Source organism: Paenibacillus sp. MT86 (assembly GCF_058792535.1).
The window spans coordinates 3,562,088-3,582,587 of the sequence record NZ_CM179499.1 but is presented as its reverse complement, the minus strand read 5'-3'; the positions used below and the strand labels follow the sequence as shown (position 1 = coordinate 3,582,587).

Sequence of the window (20,500 nt, the reverse complement as noted above, 5' to 3'; positions counted from 1 at the left end):
ACGGTACTGTTAACAAAGCGTATGATAAGGGCTGTCTTCAAGTCACAAGGGTGACTTGGAAGGGCAGCTCTTTGTTCTGGGCTGGTAATCAGTAAGGAAATCCACGAAGTGCCGACACACAGCTCGCAGTGGTTCCTGCCAAACCCCTTAATGTTTATATTAACTCCGATTGATCATATTGCCTCGTAAAGGAATTTGCGTCCTTTCGCTCCTAGCCTATTCCCATATCGTATGCAATTGTACTCCGAGGAAGGAATTGTACCTTTTTCTTGCGAACAGTCAAGTGTATCATCGAATTGCTTCATATTTGAAAACGCTTTCTATTGAGGAGGGTACATATGCAGCGTTTATGGTCCAAGTTCTCCCCGGTGTTCCGCAGATTTCTGATTTCCTACCTGATTGTGCTGTTAATCCCCCAAATCGCAGGTTATGCATCGTACAGGGCTTCGATTGAAGTAGCAAAATCAAGCTCGATCGAAAACAGTCTGAGTTCATTGAATCTGGGAAAAGAGATCATCGAGCGGCATCTGGTGGAGGTGGAAGCCTTCACGAAGCAGCTTGCGATCAATCAGGATTTATATCGTCTGATCGCCGATCCCAAGCCGCTCGACAGCAACAACGTTTACGGCTTGGGGAGGATGCAGCGCAGTCTGTCCATGTACAGCAGCACGAACGATTACCTGTCTAATTTCTTCATCTACATACGCAATTATAACGCCATTATTACGCCGAGCACCGTCTATTACCGGCCTGAGCATTATTACGAGGCGAATCGGCTTGAAGGAATGACGTTCGAGGAATGGGAAGAGGCCGTATTAAAGAAACCTCATCTAAATGAGTTGATTCCGCTTAAGAAATATAGGCGGGAAATCCGCGATACGGTGTTTGTCGAAATGCCGGCAGTCACGTTTCTGCAGTCGATACCGCTTAACAGCTTCAACAATCCACAGGCGATGATCGGCGTTATGATCGATGAAGATCATATGGGCAGCCTGCTGCAAAACATCGTGGACCAATACGGCGGCTGGGCGGTGGTTGCGGACCGGGAAGGCAGCTTGATCCTGTCCCGCGGCATCGGCGAAGAGGAAGCCAAGCGCTTCTCCGAAGCTCCGGGAGACGAGAACGGAGAAGTCAGCCCCACGGGCGACGGCAAACTGTTGATTACCATTCGGTCCGACCTGAACGGGTGGACCTATATGGCCGGAATACCCGAGCAGGTGCTGTTGACGAAGGCCGACAAAATCCAGCGGGTCACGACGACGTTTACGCTGGCTGCGCTGGTCATCGGTTTGCTGATCGGACTTGTGCTCGCGTACCGGCACAGTGCTAAGCTCCATTCGCTCCTGTCCGTGTTTCGCGAGCAAAACCACATTTCTCGGGAGAAGATCGGTAACGAGTATGATTTCCTGGCCGGCAATATCGCGGCGCTGATCGCAAACAATGAATTGCTGGAGTCTTCACTGAACGATCAGCTCCCGCTGCTTAGGGATGCGTTTATCAAGCGGCTGCTGACAGGCGACTTCTATACGCTGCGCGAGATCGAGGCGGTCTCCGGTCAAACCGGAGTCCGCCTCCGCGGCGAGCATGGACGTGCAGGCATTCTAAAGGTTGCCGGATATGGCAGCGCTGACAGTGAGGAAATCATCCAGGAACTCAGCGTCGCAAGGTTGATCGTCCGGCAGGGCTTGAGCCGGCTGGAATCCGATGTGCTGGTTACGGACTGGGGTTCGGACCAGATCGCTTTCGTGCATGCGCTTGCCGGAGAGCCGCTGGACGATTTACATCGTCGCCTGGAAGCCGGTTTGCTCGAACTAGTCGATACCGTATATCGGCAGCATCGATTGTCGATCACGATCGGGCTGGGTTCGGTGTTCGACGCGTGGAACGGCGTAGCTGACTCGTTCAACGAAGCGCAGCAAGCGTTGGAATATGCCGTCCACACTGGGGCAGTCGGCATCACCCGGTTCGAGGATGCGATGAAAGCAACGGAGCTGTACTATTATCCGATTGAATCCGAACAGCGTATGCTCAATACGCTTAAGGCGGGTGAACTGGAGGAAACAAGCCGCCTTCTTGACCAGCTGTTCAGCCGGAACTTTGAAGAAAGGGAGCTGTCGTACGATATGACGCAGCAGTTTGTGACGGAACTCAAGGGAACCTTTTTGAAGCTGGCCGAACAAAAAATATTCCACGACGAGTCGTTGACCGACCATATCAAGGAACAGATCGCGGCCGTTACGACGACGGACGGGGTCGATCAGCTCAGGGACAGATTCGGGAAGCTCATTCATGATATCTGCATGGACGTCCGGAAGAAAAAATGCGACATGCATGCCGAGACCGTGGGTGAGATCATCCGCTATATCCACGAGCGTTACTCCGACGCAGAGTTGACGCTTTATCGTATCGCGGAGCATATTGGCAAGCCCGAAAAGTATATCTCCCAAATGTTCAAGGAACATACGGGAACGAATCCTTCGGACTACGTTGAGCTGGTGAGGATCGGCAAGGCGGCCGAGCTGCTGCAGGAGAACATATTGACGATTGACGAGATCGCCGCGCAGGTGGGGTATAACAGCGCCCATTCATTTCGGAGGGCCTTCAAGCGGGTTCGCGGCGTGTCGCCGAGCACATTCCGGCAAATGGCCGATTAAGGAGACGGCGATCTCGCCAATCTTTTGCGTAAAAGGGAGGTCAGCCGTCTGCTTAATCAAAGGGGATCGAACGTGTTGGCGGACGTTTTTTAATCGAATCCGCCTAATGAAAAACCTAGTAAAATCAAGGCTTAGAAAGCATCCGTTTCCGAAATTGTACGGCAAGGGAGAAAGTGTGCCTTTACGAAGCCGAGCGTGCAATTTTATGATTACGCACAAGAAAGCGCTGCCAAATAAGTTCTGGCTTCATTGGCAGCTACTCATCGAAGGAGGGATGGAACTGAGTACTCTATTTTCCAAGTCCAAAACGGTCAGAGCCCCGAGCGGCAAGCGCTCGGAAATCGGAAGAGCCGCCTATCGAAGCTTCAGAAGACATTGGCAACTGTATCTGCTGGTCATTCCGCCGGTCTTGTACTTCATCATCTTCAAGTACTTGCCCATGGCAAACGCCGTGCTAGCATTCAAGAATTATAACGTAATGAAAGGGATTTGGGGGAGTCCATGGGTCGGCACACAGTATTTCGAGATGTTTTTTCGCAACCCTGCGTTCGTGACACTGATCAAAAATACGCTGTACATTTCGTTCTATCAATTGATCGTCGGGTTTCCGATCCCGATTCTGCTGGCGTTGGCCTTGAACGAGGTGAAGAGCGCAAGGTTCAAAAAAACCGTGCAGATGGTCACCTATGCGCCATATTTCATCTCCACGGTGGTCATGGTGTCCATCATCATGCTGTTCCTGTCCCCACGTCTTGGGATCGTGAATACCATTGCTGGCGCGCTTGGCTTTGAAGCGGTCAATTATCTTGGAGAGCCTGGCATGTTCCGCACGATCTACGTGCTGTCCGATGTATGGCAAACCATGGGCTATTCCGCGGTGATTTATCTTGCTGCTCTGGCGGGAGTGGACCCGTCATTATATGAAGCGGCCAAAGTGGATGGCGCCAATCGGTTCCAGAAAATCCTGAACGTCGATCTTCCCGGCATTCTGCCGGCCGCGGTCATCATTCTGATTCTCAGCGTAGGCAACATCATGGCACTCGGCTTCGAGAAAATGTACTTATTGCAGAATCCGCTGATCTTGTCCTCGTCCGAGATCATTTCCACGTATGTGTACAAAATCGGATTGCTGAACGCGAACTACAGCTTCGCCACGGCGGTAGGATTGTTCAATTCCTTGATCAATCTGGTGCTGCTCCTAGTCGTCAACGCCATTGCCAAGCGGGCATCCAATACCAGCCTCTGGTAAATTTTACGAAAGGGGGGAAGTGACATGAACGCATTGCGGGCCCATTCCGGAAGCCGACGGAGCGTGAGGATCAAGGAGTCGCTGGGGGACCGTATTTTTCTGAGCGTAACCTACATCTTGCTGATCTTGGTTTTAATTGCCGTCCTGTATCCGCTTATTTACATCGTAAGCTCGTCCCTGAGCAGTCCAAGCGCCGTCTCTGCAGGCAAGGTGTGGCTGTGGCCGGTCGACGTATCGCTGGCAGGGTACGAGGCGGTGTTCCGAAACGGCCAGGTGCTGACAGGCTATGCCAATTCGCTGTTTTATACCGTTGCCGGTACGTTCATCAGCGTATCCCTGACCATCATGGTCGGTTACCCGCTGTCGAAGAAGTCGTTTTTCGGCCGCACGCCGCTTATGGTTTTCATTACTTTCACCATGCTGTTCTCCGGCGGGTTGATCCCGACCTATCTGGTCGTCAAATCGATGGGCATGATCGATACCCGCTGGGCGCTGCTCATTCCGAATGCCGTTTGGGTATGGCAGGTCATTATCGCCAGAACCTTCTTCCAGACCTCAATCCCGGATGAGCTTTCCGAGGCGGCAGACATCGACGGGTGCAGCGACATCCGCTACATTTTCAGCGTCGTTCTTCCGCTTGCCAAACCGATTATCGCCGTGCTCTCGCTTATGTACGCGGTGGGGCAGTGGAACGCCTATTTCGATGCCTTGATCTACTTAAAATCGCAATCGCTCTATCCGCTTCAGCTCATTCTCCGCAGCATTCTCATCCTGGGAAGCGGAACGGGCAATATGGACGCCGGGGAGATGGTGAAGCAGCAGCAAATGGCCGAGCTCATGAAATACTCGCTTATTGTGGTGGCAAGCCTTCCGGTGCTGGTGATCTATCCGTTCGTGCAGCGCTATTTCGTGCAAGGCATGCTGATCGGCTCCGTGAAGGGCTGATCGTGGGCAGAGCCCGTTATGTTGCATTACCAATTCATGAGGGGGAGATTGATTTGAGAAAAACAGCAACTCGTCTGCTTGTTCTCATACTGATGCTTAGTTTTGTGCTTGCCGGATGCTCCGGCGGAAATGACAACCCGGGAAGCGCAGGGAAGGAAGGCGGCATGCCGGACTCCGGCGAGAAGGTAACGATCAACGTTTTTGCCCATCAAGGATCGGATATGGATCTGAAAACCAACAAGTTTACGAAAAAAATGGAAGAGCAATTCGGCATCAAATTCAATTGGACAACCGTTCCGTTTGACGGCGCGGCCGAAAAACGGCAAATCTCGCTCGCGTCCGGCGACTATCCGGATTTGTATATGCTTATTCCATGGGTAGACCGTTTCTCGCAGACGGACTTATTGAAGTTCGGACAGCAGGGGGTAATCATCCCGCTGAACGACCTGATCGATGAGCATGCTCCGCACATTAAGGAAGTGCTGGAGAACAACGATTATTATAAAGCAATGAACACCGCGCCGGATGGCAACATTTACGGCTTGACCGGCTTAAACGAATGCTTCCACTGCTCCTACCCGAATAAAATGTGGATCAATACGAAGTGGCTTGATCAGCTCGGGCTTGCGCAGCCGACGACGCCGGAAGAATTCAAAGCGGTTCTCGAGGCCTTCAAGACACAGGATCCGAACGGCAACGGCAAGGCGGACGAAGTGCCGCTCAGCGGATCCGTCGAAAATTTCGGCGTTCACGTAATCCCTTACCTTATGAACGGCTTTATATACAACGACGACAGAACATATCTCATCATGAAGGAGGGCCAGGTAGACACCGCCGCGAACAAACCGGAATGGCGGGAAGCGCTGGCCTACATCAAATCGCTTTATGATGGGGGGCTCATTGACCCGGGAGCCTTTACGCAAAATGCAGGCGCGTACAAAAAAATCGGGGATAACGCGGACGCACAGCTGTTGGGCGCCGGGGCCGGCATGCATCCCGCCTTGTTCCTGACGACGGGAGAAGACGCGCCGTACAGCAAGGACTATAACCCGCTTTCGCCTTTGCGAGGACCGCATGCCGATTATGCAACATTCAACTATCCGATAGATCCGGGCGCATCCTTCGTCCTGACGAATAAAGCGAGCAAAGAGGCCCAAATTGCCGCCATTCAAATGCTGGACTATTTCTACACGCAAGAAGGCGCGATGCTTTCCTACCTCGGTGAAGAAGGCAAAAGCTGGCGCAAGCCGCAGGATGGAGAAATCGCGCTGAACGATAAAGTGGAGCCGCTCTATAAAGCGATCCCGCTTGAACCCGGGGAGCAGCCCCGCAATGACAATTGGGGAGCATTAACCCAATATAACCATCACCGGGCATACCGCGATGCCGAGGTTCAGGGCACAGATATTTACGCCGATGACGGTTACGAACGCCGCCTGTACGAGGCAACGCTATTGATGGAAGGCAAGGAGCCGCAAGATATCTTCCCGCACTGGGCGCTATGGGTCGACCCGCTGGTTGCCGACGAAGCCAGCATGATGCAGACGAACATCAAGGACTATATTGACCAGAACGCCTTGCTGTTCATCACCGGTGCCAAGAGCCTGGATAAGGATTGGGATGATTACGTGAAAGGGCTGGAGGGTCTGAACATGCCGCGTTATATTGAAATCATGCAGGCTGCTTACGATTCATCGACCATATCGAAATAAACCGTGGCCCGATAAGCCCGGCTTCTTGGAGGCAGGAGTTTTCGCTCAGGACGCGGGGACTCTTGTCTTCATTATTTTTAAAGTTCGGCGTGTAAGTGATCTTCGATTTGGGACCGTGACATCAAAAAAAGGTACAAATATGCGGGATTCGGCAATTTCTAATTCTGTTATCAGATGTTACAACAAGGTGGAATGGAGGTTGTGTTCGATGCGCATTGACGCCCATCAGCATTTTTGGAAAATCGAACGCAACGATTACGGATGGATTACGCCCGAAATTCCGGTGCTTTACCGCGACTATTGCCTTCCGATCTCAAACCGCATTTGCAGAGACACGGCATCGGCCATACGATTCTTGTTCCGGCTGCGCCGACGATCGAGGAAACCGAATTCATTCTGAAATTAAGCGAAACGGCCGATTGCATCTAGGGTCATGGAACCCTGGAGAAGCCATATGGCAGAAATCGCCCAATATCCGAACATCTTCTGCAAGCTTTCGGGGACGGTAACGGAGGCCGACCGTAAGGGCTGGAACAAGGTCGATTTTCTTGCATACGTCCATGAAACGCTTGCGAAATGACGGTGCAGGGCAGCCGTAATGCGACGCGGGAGGACTTCGAGCGGGTGATTGCGGCCATAACCGGCGGCTGCATTGACATCGGCGATTACATTACCCACCGAAGCTCGCTCGAGGACATGATCGACAGGTTCGACAGCTGGCTCTTGCCGGAATCGAAGGTGATCAAGGCGTTGGTGGAGCTGAACTAGTTCAAATAGCGATAGCGGATTGGAGGAGAAGCATGACAAGTTTGAATGGCATGGAACTGAAGCATCGCTTGTGGTATAGGAAACCGGCGGCAGAATGGAATGAGGCGCTGCCGATCGGAAACGGCCGGCTGGGCGCGATGATCTTCGGCGGCACGGCCGAGGAGAAGCTGCAGCTTAACGAGGATTCGGTATGGTACGGGGGCCCGCGCGACCGCAACAACGAAGATGCGCTGCCCCATTTGCCCGAGATCCGCAAGCTGATTATGGAAGGCAGGCTGCAGGAAGCGGAGGAGCTGGCGGCGATGACGATGGCGGGGCTGCCCGAAGCGCAGCGGCACTATGTGCCGCTCGGCGATCTGCTGCTGTCGTTCGGTCAGCATGGCCAGGTTGCCGAGGATTACATGCGGGAGCTTGATTTGGAGCGCGGTGTATCCCGGGTCAGCTATCGGATCGGCGGGATCAGGTATACGCGCGAGCTGTTTGCAAGTTATCCGGATCAGGCGATCGTCATCCGCATCACCGCCGACAAGCAGGAGGCGGTCACGTTTAAAGCCCGGTTCAACCGCCGGAACTGGAGGTACGTGGAAAAGACGGACAAATGGGAGGCGAGCGGGCTGGTCATGCGCGGGGATTGCGGCGGCGAAGGAGGCAGCTCCTTCAGCGCCGTCTTGAAGGCGGTCCCGGAAGGCGGCGTCTGCCGCACGCTTGGCGAGTATTTGCTGGTGGACGGCGCAAGCTCGGTCACATTGCTGCTTGCCGCCGGAACGACGTTCCGGCATCCCGACCCGGAGCTTGACGGCAAACGGCGGCTGGAGGAGTTGAGCCGAGTTCCGTATGCCGAGCTGTTAGCCCGGCATGTCGCCGATTACCGCGAGCTGTACGGACGGGTCGAACTGAAGCTGCCCGAGAATCCGGACAAAGCCGCGCTCCCGACCGACGAACGGTTGAAGCGGTTCCAACACGGCGAGGAAGATCATGGCCTGATCACGACCTATTTTCAATTCGGGCGCTACCTGCTCATTGCCTCCAGCCGGCCGGGCTCTCTGCCCGCGAATCTTCAAGGCATCTGGAACGACAGCTTTACCCCGCCGTGGGACAGCAAATTCACGATCAATATCAATGCGCAGATGAATTATTGGCATGCGGAAAACTGTAATTTAGCCGAATGCCACGAGCCGTTGTTCGATTTGATCGAAAGGATGCATGAGCCCGGGCGGGTCACGGCCGGCGTCATCTACGGCTGCCGGGGCTTCACCGCGCATCACAATACGGATATTTGGGCGGACACGGCCCCGCAGGATACGTACCTTCCTGCTTCCTTCTGGCCGATGGGCGCCGCCTGGCTGTGCCTGCATCTGTGGGAGCATTACCGATTCGGTCAGGATCGATATTTTCTGGCGCGGGCATACGAGACGATGAAGGAGGCGGCGTTGTTCCTGCTCGATTATTTAATCGAGGACAACGAAGGTGGTCTGGTGACATGTCCGTCCGTCTCCCCCGAGAACAGCTACATGCTGCCCAATGGCGAAACAGGTGTTCTCTGCGCCGGGGCCACGATGGATTTTCAGATTATCGAAGCGCTGTTTGAGGCTTGCATCCGCAGCGGAGAAATCATCGAGAAGGATGAGGCGTTCCGCGAGGAGCTCGCTGCCGCCTTGAAACGGCTGCCCAAACCGCAGATCGGCAAACATGGGCAAATTCAGGAGTGGATGGAGGATTACGAGGAAGTGGAACCGGGACATCGCCACATCTCCCATCTGTTTGCGCTTTATCCGGGCGAAGGCATTAACGTGGATTCCACGCCGGAGCTCGCCGCAGCCGCTCGAACGACTTTGGAACGAAGGTTGGCTAACGGCGGCGGACACACCGGCTGGAGCCGGGCGTGGATCATCAACTTCTGGGCACGACTGTTGGATGCCGACAAAGCTTACGAAAACGTAAGAGCGATGCTTCACCACTCTACGCTGCCTAACCTTTTCGACAACCATCCGCCGTTTCAAATCGATGGTAATTTCGGCGGCACGGCGGGCATTGCCGAGATGCTGCTGCAAAGCCACGCTGGTTTGATCCGTTTGCTGCCCGCTTTGCCTAACAGCTGGAGCGATGGGGAAGTCAGAGGGCTGCGGGCACGTGGCGGCTTCACATTGAATTTCACCTGGACGAAGGGACAGGTTACTGAAGTGGTCGTGTCCTGCGCACTTTCCGGTCCATGCCGTTTACAAGCACCTGGACTTGACCCTGTTTCCTTTACGGGGGAAGCCGGCCGCTCCTACACGTTCACCAAGAAAAGGGAGGAGTGAACATCAATTAACTTTATTGCTCGTGATACGCATTCTTAATGAGGCTGCGGATCCGGCTCATAATCTAATGACTGCTGCTGGACTCGGTTTCTGTATTCACTGGGCGCCATCCCCGTCCACCGCTTGAACTGGCGGCTGAAATGCGCATTGGTCTTATATCCTAGCATCATCGCGATATGGTCCATGCTTAAATCCGTTTGCTTTAACAGCCGCTGAGCTTCGCCCAAAAGGGTTTCTGACAAGAACTTGCGAGGTGCTTTGCCGTACACTTCACGAAAGATCCGATTCACCTGCGACGGACTAAGGTTCAGCTCCTTGGCGATGTCTTGGATCCAGGTTCGCTCGGTCTCCTGAATTTCACCGTGAAGATGGATATATTTTACGGAGTCTTCAATTTGCTCGGCGATCTGTCGGGCGATAGCTTCTTTTTTCGATAAGGTGACGGATGGGGTCTGAGACAGCTGTCCGACCAGGGAGCCGAGCAGTTCAAAGACGGCGGCATGCACTTTCATCTGTTTGAAGGCCGGCGGTGGGCTGGATAAGTGCTCTGTGGCCAGACAGTAGAGTGTAGAGAGAGAAGAAGACAGTCCCTGGGCTAAAACCGAATCAGCCGGATAATAAATGTCCTTGCAGCGGTTGAGTTCTCTGCAAAAGGATGTATCGTGAACGCTGAAATGGACGGAAAAGTAAGTGAAACCTTGCGGACCGGCGCCAGTGCAGGAATGCGTCATACCGGGGCGGATGAACAACAAGTCTCCAACGGACTGTTTGTACAGCTGTCCATTTACCACCATATTCATCTCTCCGTCCATCATCCAATGAATTTCGTACATGGAATGCTCGTGGGACGGATAAGTCCAGCGGGAACCCACTTTTCTTGCATGCAGCCCCAATAATTGAAAAGACATGCGAACATCGGGCAGACGGCCTAAATATACGGCTTCGGAAAACTTGTTCACAGCAAACCTCCTCGGTATGTCCTGTTTTCCAGTAACGGTTAGACTCATCTTAACAGAAAAATCATGCGTGAAAAGGGTAAATCGTCGTAGAGATTAGCGCATCGTCATAGACGATCGGTGGTGCTATCGTAGTAATATCAACCCGAAGGGGAAGAAATGGGGGCAAGCCTGAATGAGAATTATTCGATTTCTAGACAGGCAACAGAAGCGGCTGGCAGCCGTTACGGATGATGAAGCAGCCTATCGTCTGCCGCAGCCGGATTTTATGACTTTGATCCATCAAGCCAGGGAGCGCGGGATCTCTCCTGTCCAACTGGTTGAAAGCGCTTTTAGTCCTGCGAATGAGTTGGCTGGTGACTGGACTTCTCTGCACCTTGTCACGCCAGTGGAAGCACCGGAGGTATGGGCGGCAGGCGTTACGTATCAACGAAGCCGCGAAGCACGAAATTATGAAGCTACGGATGGAAAACTGGATGCGGAGACATTTTACGACAAAGTTTATGAGGCAGAAAGGCCGGAAATCTTTTTCAAATCCACGGCCGCCCGCACCATCGGACCGAACGAGGCCGTCACGCTGCGCAGTGATTCCACATGGCAGATCCCTGAGCCTGAGCTGGGATTGGTGCTTGGCGCAGATGGCAGCATTGTGGGATATATCGTCGGCAATGACATGAGCTGCCGCGATATTGAAGGGGAGAACCCGCTGTATTTGCCGCAAGCCAAAATATGGCGCAAATCCTGCTCCATCGGACCGGCCATCCGGCTTGCGGAAACGGTGCAGAATCCATATGCATTCAGCATCGTCTGCGAGATTTACCGCGAGGGGCGCATGGTCGTTAAGAGCGAGGCCAGTACGAGTGAATTAAACCGAAAGCTGGATGAACTGGTCTCCTTCCTGGCAAAAGACAATGATTTGTTTGACGGTACGGTGCTTTTGACAGGCACGAGCATTGTGCCGCCTAATGAGTTCACGCTTGAGCCCGGGGACCGGATTGAAATTTCGATCAGCAGCATCGGTACGCTGGTGAACCCTGTTTTATCAAACTAGTTTTGAATAAGGAGGACGTACTTCCATGACGGCATTTCAAGGAGAACAAGTATACAGGAACTATATCAACGGAGAATGGATGAAGGCTGCGTCCGGAGAAACCGAACCCAGCATCAATCCGGCAAACCGGAATGAGGTAGTCGGGTATGTACCGGTTTCCGGTTTAGAGGATCTGAACCGTGCTGTCGAAGCGGCCAAAGCAGCAGGCCGAGCCTGGCGGCGGTTAACCGGCGCGGAACGCGGCAATGTTCTGTACAAGGCGGCGAATGTGCTGGAACGCCGGGCCGACGAGGTCGCCGAGGCGATGACGAGGGAAATGGGAAAAACGCTCGCAGAAGCTAAGGGAGAGACGATGCGCGGCGTCGCGATCCTAAGGTATTACGCCGGCGAAGGGATGCGAAAAATCGGCGATGTCATTCCTTCCACGGACAGCGAAGCGCTGATGTTTACGACTCGAGTACCGCTTGGCGTCGTGGGCGTCATTGCCCCATGGAATTTTCCCGTAGCGATTCCGATTTGGAAGACGGCCCCGGCATTGATATACGGCAATACGGTTGTGTTAAAGCCCGCACAGGAAACGGCGGTCACGGCAGCCAAAATCATCGAATGCTTTGAGGAAGCGGGAATTCCGGCAGGTGTTCTCAATCTTGTATGCGGCAGAGGATCGGTGATCGGATCTGCGCTTTCCGAGCATCCGGATGTCAACGGGATTACGTTCACAGGTTCCAACGAAGTCGGAAAACGGGTCGGCGCCGCCGCTTTGGGTCGGGGGGCCAAGTATCAGCTTGAAATGGGCGGCAAAAATCCGATCATTATCGCGGCGGACGCCGACCTGGACTTGGCGGTTGAGGCCACCATCAGCGGCGGCTTGAAATCCACCGGCCAAAAATGCACCGCCACCAGCCGGGTCATCGTTGAGCGGAAAGTATATGAAGCCTTTAAAGAAAAGCTCCTGTCGCAAATCCGGGAAATCCGGCTGGGCGATGGCATGTCATCTGAAAGCTGGATGGGACCGTGCGCGAACGAAGGACAGCTCGAAACGGTGCTGAACTATATTCAAAAAGGGCAGGATGAAGGTGCCGTACTGCTGACCGGCGGAAAAAGAGCGGACGCTCCAGGGCTTGAAGAGGGATTCTATGTCCAGCCGACTGTATTTGAGGGTGTAGCATCGCATATGTCCATTGCACGGGAAGAAATCTTCGGCCCCGTGCTTGCGTTGATCGCGGTGGATTCCTTGGAGGAAGCCATAGAGGCGGCCAATGACAGCGACTTTGGGCTGAGTGCTTCCATCTATACGCAAAATGTCGGTGCAATGCTGTCTTTCATCCGGGATATGGATGCCGGATTGGTCAGGATCAACGCGGAAACGGCCGGCGTAGAGCTGCAGGCACCGTTCGGCGGGATGAAGATGTCAAGCTCGCATTCCAGGGAACAGGGTCAAGCGGCGATCGAGTTTTTCACTTCCATCAAAACGGTCTTCGTGAAGTCATAAGATGCGGGAGGGTGCCATGCACGAACAGATTATGTCGATAATGGGAGAGATGGACTCAAGCCGTTTCGATATTAAAGCACATGCTCCGGGGGCGGCGGGACGGCTGCCTTTAACGGATGATTTGCTGCGGAACGCTCCGAGCGGCGACTTGTTCGGCATGTCCCAGAATGTCGGAATGGGCTGGAAGCCCGGGGAATTGAACGGAAAACAGTTTCTGATCCTGAGCACCCAGGGCGGAATTCGCAATGAGGACGGCAGTCCTGCAGCCCTCGGCTATCATACGGGCCATTGGGAGGTCGGCCTGCTGATGAAGGCTGCGGCGGAAGAGATATCAAGCCGCGGAGGGATCCCGTTTGCCGGATATGTCAGCGACCCTTGCGACGGCAGATCACAGGGAACGACAGGCATGTTTGACTCGCTGCCGTACCGAAACGATGCCGCTCTCGTGTTCCGCAGATTGATTCGCTCCCTGCCGACGCGCAAAGGCGTGATCGGCGTCGCCACTTGTGACAAAGGTCTGCCGGCGATGATGCTTGCGCTTGCAGGCATGCCGCAGCTGCCAGGTGTTATCGTTCCCGGGGGCGTCACCCTTCCGCCTGTCGATGGAGAGGACGCCGGCAAAATTCAGACGATCGGCGCACGGTACGTCAGCGGCGAGCTCTCCCTGGAAGCGGCGGCGGAGCTCGGCTGCCGGGCATGTGCTACACCGGGGGGAGGCTGCCAGTTCCTGGGCACGGCGGCAACGGCCCAGGTCGTCGCCGAGGCGATGGGCATGACGGTGCCGCATGCCGCACTTGCACCTTCCGGGCAGCCGATCTGGATCGAAATGGCGCGCCAATCCTCACGCGCACTGATGGCGATGGAGTCCGATGGGCTGAGAATGGCGGACGTTGTCACCGATGCGGCGATTCGCAATGCGATGGCTGTTCATGCCGCATTCGGCGGCTCTACCAACCTGCTGCTGCACATTCCCGCCATTGCCCATGCAGCCGGTTTAACCGTGCCTGCGGTGCAGGACTGGATCCAGGTCAACAAACATGTGCCGAGACTGGTCAGCGCCCTGCCGAACGGCCCGATCTTCCACCCGACCATTCGGGTGTTTCAGGCTGGAGGCGTGCCCGAAGTGATGCTTCACCTCAGGCAGCTTGGCGTACTGGATGAGTCCGTGCTTACCGTAACAGGTACGACACTGAGCGAGGTTCTCGACTGGTGGGAATCGTCGGAACGCCGTCATCTGCTGCGGAAGCAGCTGAAGGAGAAGGACGGGATAGATCCGGACAGTGTCATTATGAGCGTTGAGTACTCGCAGCGTCTTGGCATTACCTCTACTGTGACATTTCCAACAGGGAATATCGCTCCGGAGGGCTCTGTGATCAAATCCACATCGATCGACCCTACGGTACTGGATAACCATGGCGTGTATCGTCACAAAGGAAGAGCAAAAGTGTTTACAACCGAACGCAAAGCGATCCGTGCAATTAAGAACGGCGGTGTTCTGGCAGGCGACGTCGTCGTACTTCTCGGGCGGGGGCCGTCAGGGACCGGGATGGAGGAGACTTACCAACTTACGTCTGCGCTGAAGCATTTGTCTTTCGGCAAATACGTATCGCTCATTACCGATGCACGGTTTTCCGGTGTTTCCACCGGGGCGTGCATTGGCCACGTTGGCCCCGAAGCACTGGCAGGCGGGCCGATCGGCAAGCTTCGGAACGGTGACTTGATCGATATCGTCGTGGATCGCAACACGCTGGAAGGCAGCATGAACTTTGTCGGCGAAGGGGAAATCGAGGTTTCGCCGGAGGAGGGAGCTCTCATCCTTGCACAGAGGCCCTTCCATCCGGATATGCGGCCGGATGAAGCTCTGCCGGATGACACCAGGCTGTGGGCTGCACTGCAGTCCGTCAGCGGAGGGACATGGAGAGGGAATGTGTACGACGTGGAACGGATCATAACCGCTCTGGAAGCCGGCAAAAAAGCACTGGGCTGGCACTGAAATCAACCATTTTGTACAATCATCATTTTCATACCGGAGGGAACTTAAATGAATATGATCACAAACCCCGTTCTTCGCGGTTTTCATCCCGATCCGTCCATATGCCGGGCGGGGGAAGATTATTATATCGCCACGTCCACCTTCGAATGGTTCCCGGGCGTACGGATTCACCATTCCCGGGACCTGGTTCATTGGAAGACGATACAATCTCCGCTGACCCGGACATCGCAGCTGCATATGGAAGGCAACATCGATTCCGGAGGAGTATGGGCTCCCTGCCTTAGCTATGACAACGGCGTGTTTTACCTGATTTACACGGATGTCAAAAGCCGGATCGGCGCTTTTAAAGATACCCATAATTATCTTGTGACGGCAAAGGATATCGAAGGCCCGTGGTCCGAGCCGGTGTATTTGAACAGCAGCGGATTCGATCCATCCTTATTCCATGATGAGGACGGACGCAAGTGGCTGGTCAATATGATTTGGGATCACCGTAAGGGAAAGAATCGGTTCTCGGGCATCGTGCTCCAGGAATTTTCCGTTCAGGAACAAAAACTGATCGGGCCAGTCGTCAACATATTCAAAGGCACGGAATTAGGGCTGACGGAAGCGCCGCATCTGTACAAATATAAGGATTTTTATTATTTAATAACGGCTGAAGGGGGAACCGGTTACGAGCATGCGGTGACGGTAGCACGCTCCCGCACGTTACAGGGCCCTTATGAGGTCGATCCTGCCAATCCGATCCTTACTTCATACGGCAGGCCGGATTTAATGCTCCAGAAGGCCGGTCACGGCAGTCTCGTCGAGACGCACACCGGCGAATGGTACTTGGCCCACCTGGTCGGCCGGCCCGTCAAAGGACAATTTTGCACGCTTGGCCGTGAGACGGCGCTGCAGCAGTGCACTTGGAGCGAGGACGGCTGGCTGCGGCTTGCGAGCGGTCACCGATATCCCGAGTTTCAGGTGCCTGCACCGAAAATCAAGCCGCACCCTTTTGAACACTCACCGGAGATGGACCACTTTGATCAACCCATGCTTCGGAGCGATTGGGATACGCTTCGTATTCCGCCGGATCCGACGTGGCTGAGCCTTACGGAACGTCCCGGTTACTTGCGCCTGTGCGGCATGGAGTCGATGAGCTCGACGCACAGGCAGAGCATGGTCGCCCGAAGACTGCAGGCTTTTGCGTGCGAAGCCGAGACTTGTCTGGAGTTTGCACCGGACCATCCGCAGCAAATGGCAGGGCTGATTCTGTATTACGATACGAAAGACTATCTTTATTTACGGGTAACTTATCACGAAGAGAAAGGATTGTGCCTGGGAATCATTCAGTCCAGATACGGGGTTTACGATGAGCTGCTGGAGGATATTCCGCTGAAATCGGTGAACGGAATCCGGTTAAAGGTTGTGGTTGATCATGACCGTGCCTGCTTCTACTATGCGTTACAGGATGATCCGTCCTGGCACCCGGCAGGCGGATGGTTCGATATCACGCATCTGTCGGATGAATCTCCTGAATATATCCGGTTTACGGGAACCTACATCGGTCTTTGCGTGCAGGATCTTGGCGGGACCCGCAAACACGCTGATTTTGATTATTTTGTATATAAAGAAATGTGAATGGCAAAAGCGGTATCAGACCATTAAGTGCACCCCTTAGAATAGACATTGGAATCTCCTGGCTATTCCGATGATTTCTAGGGGTGCATTTTATGATGCAAATAAAGAACAAAATTCAAGCATTTTCAGAAGACTCAAGCAAGAAGCCATCCGGCTTCATCTGTAGGGGAAGTGGAGCTATCGACAAATCAACGAACTCGGCCACAAGCTAGCCTGGGTGCATTAAGACAACACGATTTCAGCAACGCAGCAGGCGGGAAGGTGCATATCCAAACGGTTGTCCTTAATTGGAATAATCGGCATCTTATTTATTTCGACTTGCGGGGGACGGCCGAACGCGTTGTGGCTCGTCATGGTCCCAGAAATGTAACGAACTTCGGCAGAGGAAAACGCTTGACCATCCAACACGCAAAGGAGCTGCTGGGACTCATCTGCGGACAAGTTCACTACTGTCGCGTGAACGCGGCCGTCCGCCCGTTTCGATGCGCTGACGTGCAGAGTCGGCACCTCGGCTTCGGTTGTCCCCATCAGCTGCGGTTGTATATAGCTTTCGATCCGTGTCGAATCTTGATGCCCTTTATAGAGATCGAATACATGGTACGTCGGTGTGAGCACCATATCCTCGCCTTCCGCCAGTATGACCGATTGGAGCACATTGACCAGCTGTGCCAGATTGGCCATCTGAACCCGGTCGCTGTGGGCGTTAAATATATTCAGGGACACTCCGGCGACAATGGCGTCTCGCATCGCATTTTGCTGAAACAAGAATGCCGGGTGAGTCCCAGGCTCCGCCTCGTGCCAGGTTCCCCACTCGTCGATAATGATCGACACCTTCCCTTTGGGGTCGTAGCGATCCATGACATGTTTATGCCGGGTAATTAATTCATCCATATACAACGCTCGGCGCAGGGTGCGATAATAGGTCGCCTTGTCGAACTCCAGAGCCGGACCTTTGCGCTCCTCGGGATATTCGTCAGATTTGTAATATCCCGGCATGGTGTAATAATGCAGAGACAATCCATCCATATTTGTGCCCGCTTCGCGCATCAAGGTTTCCGTCCAGGCATAATCGTTGCCGTCGGCACCGCAAGCAACCCTGAAAATCCGATGATTGCTGTAATTGCGAACATAAGTGTTGAATTGCTTGTACACATCGGCATAATATTCCGGCCGCATGTGCCCGCCGCATCCCCAATTCTCATTTCCGATGCCGACATATTCAACCTTCCACGGCTCGTGCCTGCCGTTCTGGCGCCTCCAGTTCGCCAATGGCGAGTCTCCGTCAAAGGTCATGTATTCAATCCATTCGCTCATTTCTCTAGGGGTACCGGAGCCGACGTTGGCGGCGATATAAGCCGAGCAGCCGATCTGTTCGCATAGATCCAAAAACTCGTGGGTGCCGAATGAATTGTCCTCCACGACGCCGCCCCAGCCTGCATTCACGATGCGCTTGCGCTCGGCACCTACGCCGTCTTTCCAATTGTAATATTCAGCGAAGCATCCGCCGGGCCAGCGCAGCACCGGCACCCGGATATGCCGCAATGCCTCGACAACGTCGGTGCGTATCCCGCGGATATTGGGAATGGGGCTGTTTTCGTCGACATAAATGCTGCCATAAATACCTCGTCCCAAATGCTCTGAAAAATGCCCGTAAACATTTTTGTTGATTTTTCCGTACTTCCGCCCTGAATCGATGAACAGTAACGCCATGGCCTTCCTCTCCATTCGGAAAAATTATAATTGCTAGACCTGTGAACTTCCTTGCGATGTTCCATTATAGCGCTTTCATTTTAACGGTTCAACCCGATTTCATGCTCCCAAACGAGGTCGTAAAGAAATGATAAACTTGTTGAAAACTGCGAGCATGGGGTGAGACAAAAGAGTAAACAAATGTTAGAAATGTAACAGCTCGTCTGTATTCATTCCTAATTTTCAGGGTTAAAATGAAACGTGATTCAAGGCAAAAACGATTTCAAGGGGGTTATTAGCATGAAACGAAGGGTTTACCCGAAAGTCGTCCTCATCTTAGCGACAATACTTTTAACAGGATTGATCACCGCATGTAGTTCCGACTCAAACAATCAACAGTCAGCCAATCCGTCAGGAAACAGTTCAGGCAAATCATCTGAAGGGGGAGCCGTCGCAGCGGAAGGACCTTTCGGCAAATATGAAGAACCGCTTACGATTCGATTTGCCCGCGATGTAGACAACGATATGCAGGATAACATCATACCCAAAACACCTGGCGAAACAGTGGAAGACAACCGCTGGTTGAAAGCGTTCTCGGAAAAACTGGGAATCAACGTAAAATACGATTGGACGGTCAGCGGCGGGGATGCTTACACCCAAAAGGTTAACGTTACGTTAACATCTGGGGATATTCCGGACATGATCCGCGTCACAGCCGCACAAATGAAACAGATGGCTGAAGCAGATATGATCGAGGATCTCACACCGTACTGGGACGAATATGCTTCTGACCAAATGAAGGAGCTGTACGCGGTGCAAGGGCCTGCGGTCCTCCAGGCCGCTACGGTTGATGGTAAGATGATGGGCCTTGGTCCGCCGGAGGTATACGGAGACGGCGTATTTATCTGGCTTCGTGCCGACTGGTTAGAGAAACTCGGGCTTTCAGAGCCCAAAACGATGGATGATGTGATTGCAATCAGTAAAGCGTTTACCACGCAGGACCCGGACGGGAACGGGGTCAACGACACCTACGGTCTAGCAATTACGAAGGATCTGTACGGCGGAGCCATGGGGCTGGAAGGTTTTTTTGCCGGCTACCACGCGTACCCGAACATGTGGATCGATGACGGATCGGGAAATCTGGTTTGGGGCAGTACGCTTCCTGAAGTAAAGGAGGGATTGAAAGCGCTGTCTTCAATGTATAAAGCCGGTGAAATCGACAAGGAATTCGGAGTTAAGGACGGCGGCAAGGTGGCTGAGACGATAGCCGCCGGCAAGGTGGGCATGGAGTTCGGGCAACAATGGAATCCGATGTATCCGCTCATCAGCAACTATCAGAACGATCCGGGTGCTGATTGGAAAGGCTACGCCTTGGTTTCGGTGGACGGGGAACCGGTGCTGTCACCGCAGAAATTTGCCGCTTCGGAGTTCTGGGTCGTCAGAAAAGGATTTTCCAATCCGGAAGCCCTGGTGAAAATGTTTAATTTGCACATTGAGTTGAACTGGGGAGAAAGCGGAGATTTCGATTATTATTATATGCCCTCCGCCAATGACAGCGTAGGCGTGTGGAAATATTCGCCGGTACAACCTTACCCGCCATTTAAAAACGTGAATGCGTTCCAGGAAATCGAGGAGGCGCGTAAGAATAAAACCTTGGATCAGCTAACCGGCGAGGCACTGTCGATTCAGAAAAATATGGAAGCCTTCAACAATGGAGAAACCACTTTATGGGGATGGCCTAAAATTTATGGGGAAGACGGCGTGTTCCAGCATAGCGTGAAGTACCTGGAGAACGACCATTTCATGCTTGAGGCGTTTGCCGGACCGCCTACCCAAACGATGGCGGAAAAGCAGTCTACACTAAAAGCACTGGAAACCGAGGTATTTGTCAAAATCATTATGGGCGCCACTTCGATTGATGAGTTCGACAAGTTCGTAGAGAACTGGAATACGCTTGGGGGAGCCGATATGACCAAAGAAGTCAATGAGTGGTACGCATCTGTAAAATAAGTACCTAGGACCATGAGAAAGGATGCTGCATTGATCAAGGGCATCCTTTCCCTTCCTC

The 20,500-nt window shown here is 53.5% G+C and carries 15 protein-coding genes; 13 read left to right on the top strand and 2 right to left on the bottom strand.

The window, feature by feature from the left end; genetic code table 11:
• Positions 1-338: 338 nt before the first annotated feature.
• The 8 genes from AC3RCL_RS15850 (at position 339) to AC3RCL_RS15815 (ending at position 9,628) form a co-directional block, all read left to right on the top strand.
• Positions 339-2,654 carry a helix-turn-helix domain-containing protein gene (locus AC3RCL_RS15850; protein ID WP_015735510.1) on the top strand — a complete coding sequence of 772 codons (2,316 nt, stop codon included), beginning with the start codon at positions 339-341 and terminating at the stop codon, positions 2,652-2,654.
• 274 nt (positions 2,655-2,928) lie between these two features.
• Complete coding sequence (locus AC3RCL_RS15845; protein ID WP_492530592.1) at positions 2,929-3,903, top strand: ABC transporter permease; 975 nt, start codon at positions 2,929-2,931, stop codon at positions 3,901-3,903.
• A gap of 24 nt (positions 3,904-3,927) precedes the next feature.
• The gene (locus AC3RCL_RS15840) at positions 3,928-4,848 is read left to right on the top strand and encodes a carbohydrate ABC transporter permease (protein ID WP_145036617.1); all 921 of its coding nucleotides are present in this window, start codon (positions 3,928-3,930) and stop codon (positions 4,846-4,848) included.
• Positions 4,849-4,901: 53 nt separating this feature from the next.
• Positions 4,902-6,560: an ABC transporter substrate-binding protein gene (locus AC3RCL_RS15835; RefSeq protein ID WP_145036615.1), complete on the top strand. Its 1,659-nt coding sequence runs from the start codon at positions 4,902-4,904 to the stop codon at positions 6,558-6,560.
• A 208-nt stretch (positions 6,561-6,768) separates the two neighbouring features.
• Entirely contained in the window at positions 6,769-6,960 is a 192-nt protein-coding gene (locus AC3RCL_RS15830) for a hypothetical protein (protein WP_492530589.1), read from the top strand.
• 54 nt (positions 6,961-7,014) lie between these two features.
• A complete protein-coding gene (locus tag AC3RCL_RS15825; RefSeq protein WP_267132967.1) occupies positions 7,015-7,140 on the top strand; it encodes a hypothetical protein in 126 nt (41 codons plus the stop codon).
• Positions 7,141-7,184: 44 nt separating this feature from the next.
• Complete coding sequence (locus AC3RCL_RS15820; protein ID WP_192571796.1) at positions 7,185-7,328, top strand: hypothetical protein; 144 nt, start codon at positions 7,185-7,187, stop codon at positions 7,326-7,328.
• 32 nt (positions 7,329-7,360) lie between these two features.
• Entirely contained in the window at positions 7,361-9,628 is a 2,268-nt protein-coding gene (locus AC3RCL_RS15815) for a glycoside hydrolase family 95 protein (RefSeq protein WP_492530586.1), read from the top strand.
• 35 nt (positions 9,629-9,663) lie between these two features.
• Here AC3RCL_RS15815 and AC3RCL_RS15810 read toward each other — a convergent pair whose 3' ends face one another.
• Positions 9,664-10,587, bottom strand: coding sequence for an AraC family transcriptional regulator (locus AC3RCL_RS15810; RefSeq protein ID WP_492530584.1), 924 nt, complete (start codon positions 10,585-10,587; stop codon positions 9,664-9,666).
• Positions 10,588-10,759: 172 nt separating this feature from the next.
• On the opposite strand from AC3RCL_RS15810, the gene AC3RCL_RS15805 reads away from it, so the two are divergent.
• Genes AC3RCL_RS15805 through AC3RCL_RS15790 form a run of 4 tightly spaced genes read left to right on the top strand, consistent with a single transcriptional unit; the run spans position 10,760 to position 16,743 of the window.
• On the top strand, positions 10,760-11,635 hold the full coding sequence (locus AC3RCL_RS15805) for a fumarylacetoacetate hydrolase family protein (protein ID WP_277745911.1): 876 nt from the start codon (positions 10,760-10,762) through the stop codon (positions 11,633-11,635).
• A 25-nt stretch (positions 11,636-11,660) separates the two neighbouring features.
• Positions 11,661-13,127: an alpha-ketoglutaric semialdehyde dehydrogenase GucD gene (gene gucD / locus AC3RCL_RS15800; RefSeq protein WP_492530581.1), complete on the top strand. Its 1,467-nt coding sequence runs from the start codon at positions 11,661-11,663 to the stop codon at positions 13,125-13,127.
• Positions 13,128-13,143: 16 nt separating this feature from the next.
• Entirely contained in the window at positions 13,144-15,120 is a 1,977-nt protein-coding gene (locus AC3RCL_RS15795; protein WP_492530579.1) for a YjhG/YagF family D-xylonate dehydratase, read from the top strand.
• Positions 15,121-15,168: 48 nt separating this feature from the next.
• Positions 15,169-16,743, top strand: coding sequence for a glycoside hydrolase family 43 protein (locus AC3RCL_RS15790; RefSeq protein WP_492530577.1), 1,575 nt, complete (start codon positions 15,169-15,171; stop codon positions 16,741-16,743).
• A gap of 222 nt (positions 16,744-16,965) precedes the next feature.
• Here the strand turns inward: AC3RCL_RS15790 and AC3RCL_RS15785 are convergent, their stop codons facing one another.
• Entirely contained in the window at positions 16,966-18,453 is a 1,488-nt protein-coding gene (locus AC3RCL_RS15785) for an alpha-N-arabinofuranosidase (protein ID WP_492530575.1), read from the bottom strand.
• 279 nt (positions 18,454-18,732) lie between these two features.
• On the opposite strand from AC3RCL_RS15785, the gene AC3RCL_RS15780 reads away from it, so the two are divergent.
• Positions 18,733-20,442, top strand: coding sequence for an extracellular solute-binding protein (locus tag AC3RCL_RS15780; protein WP_096773828.1), 1,710 nt, complete (start codon positions 18,733-18,735; stop codon positions 20,440-20,442).
• The last annotated feature ends 58 nt before the right edge of the window (positions 20,443-20,500 follow it).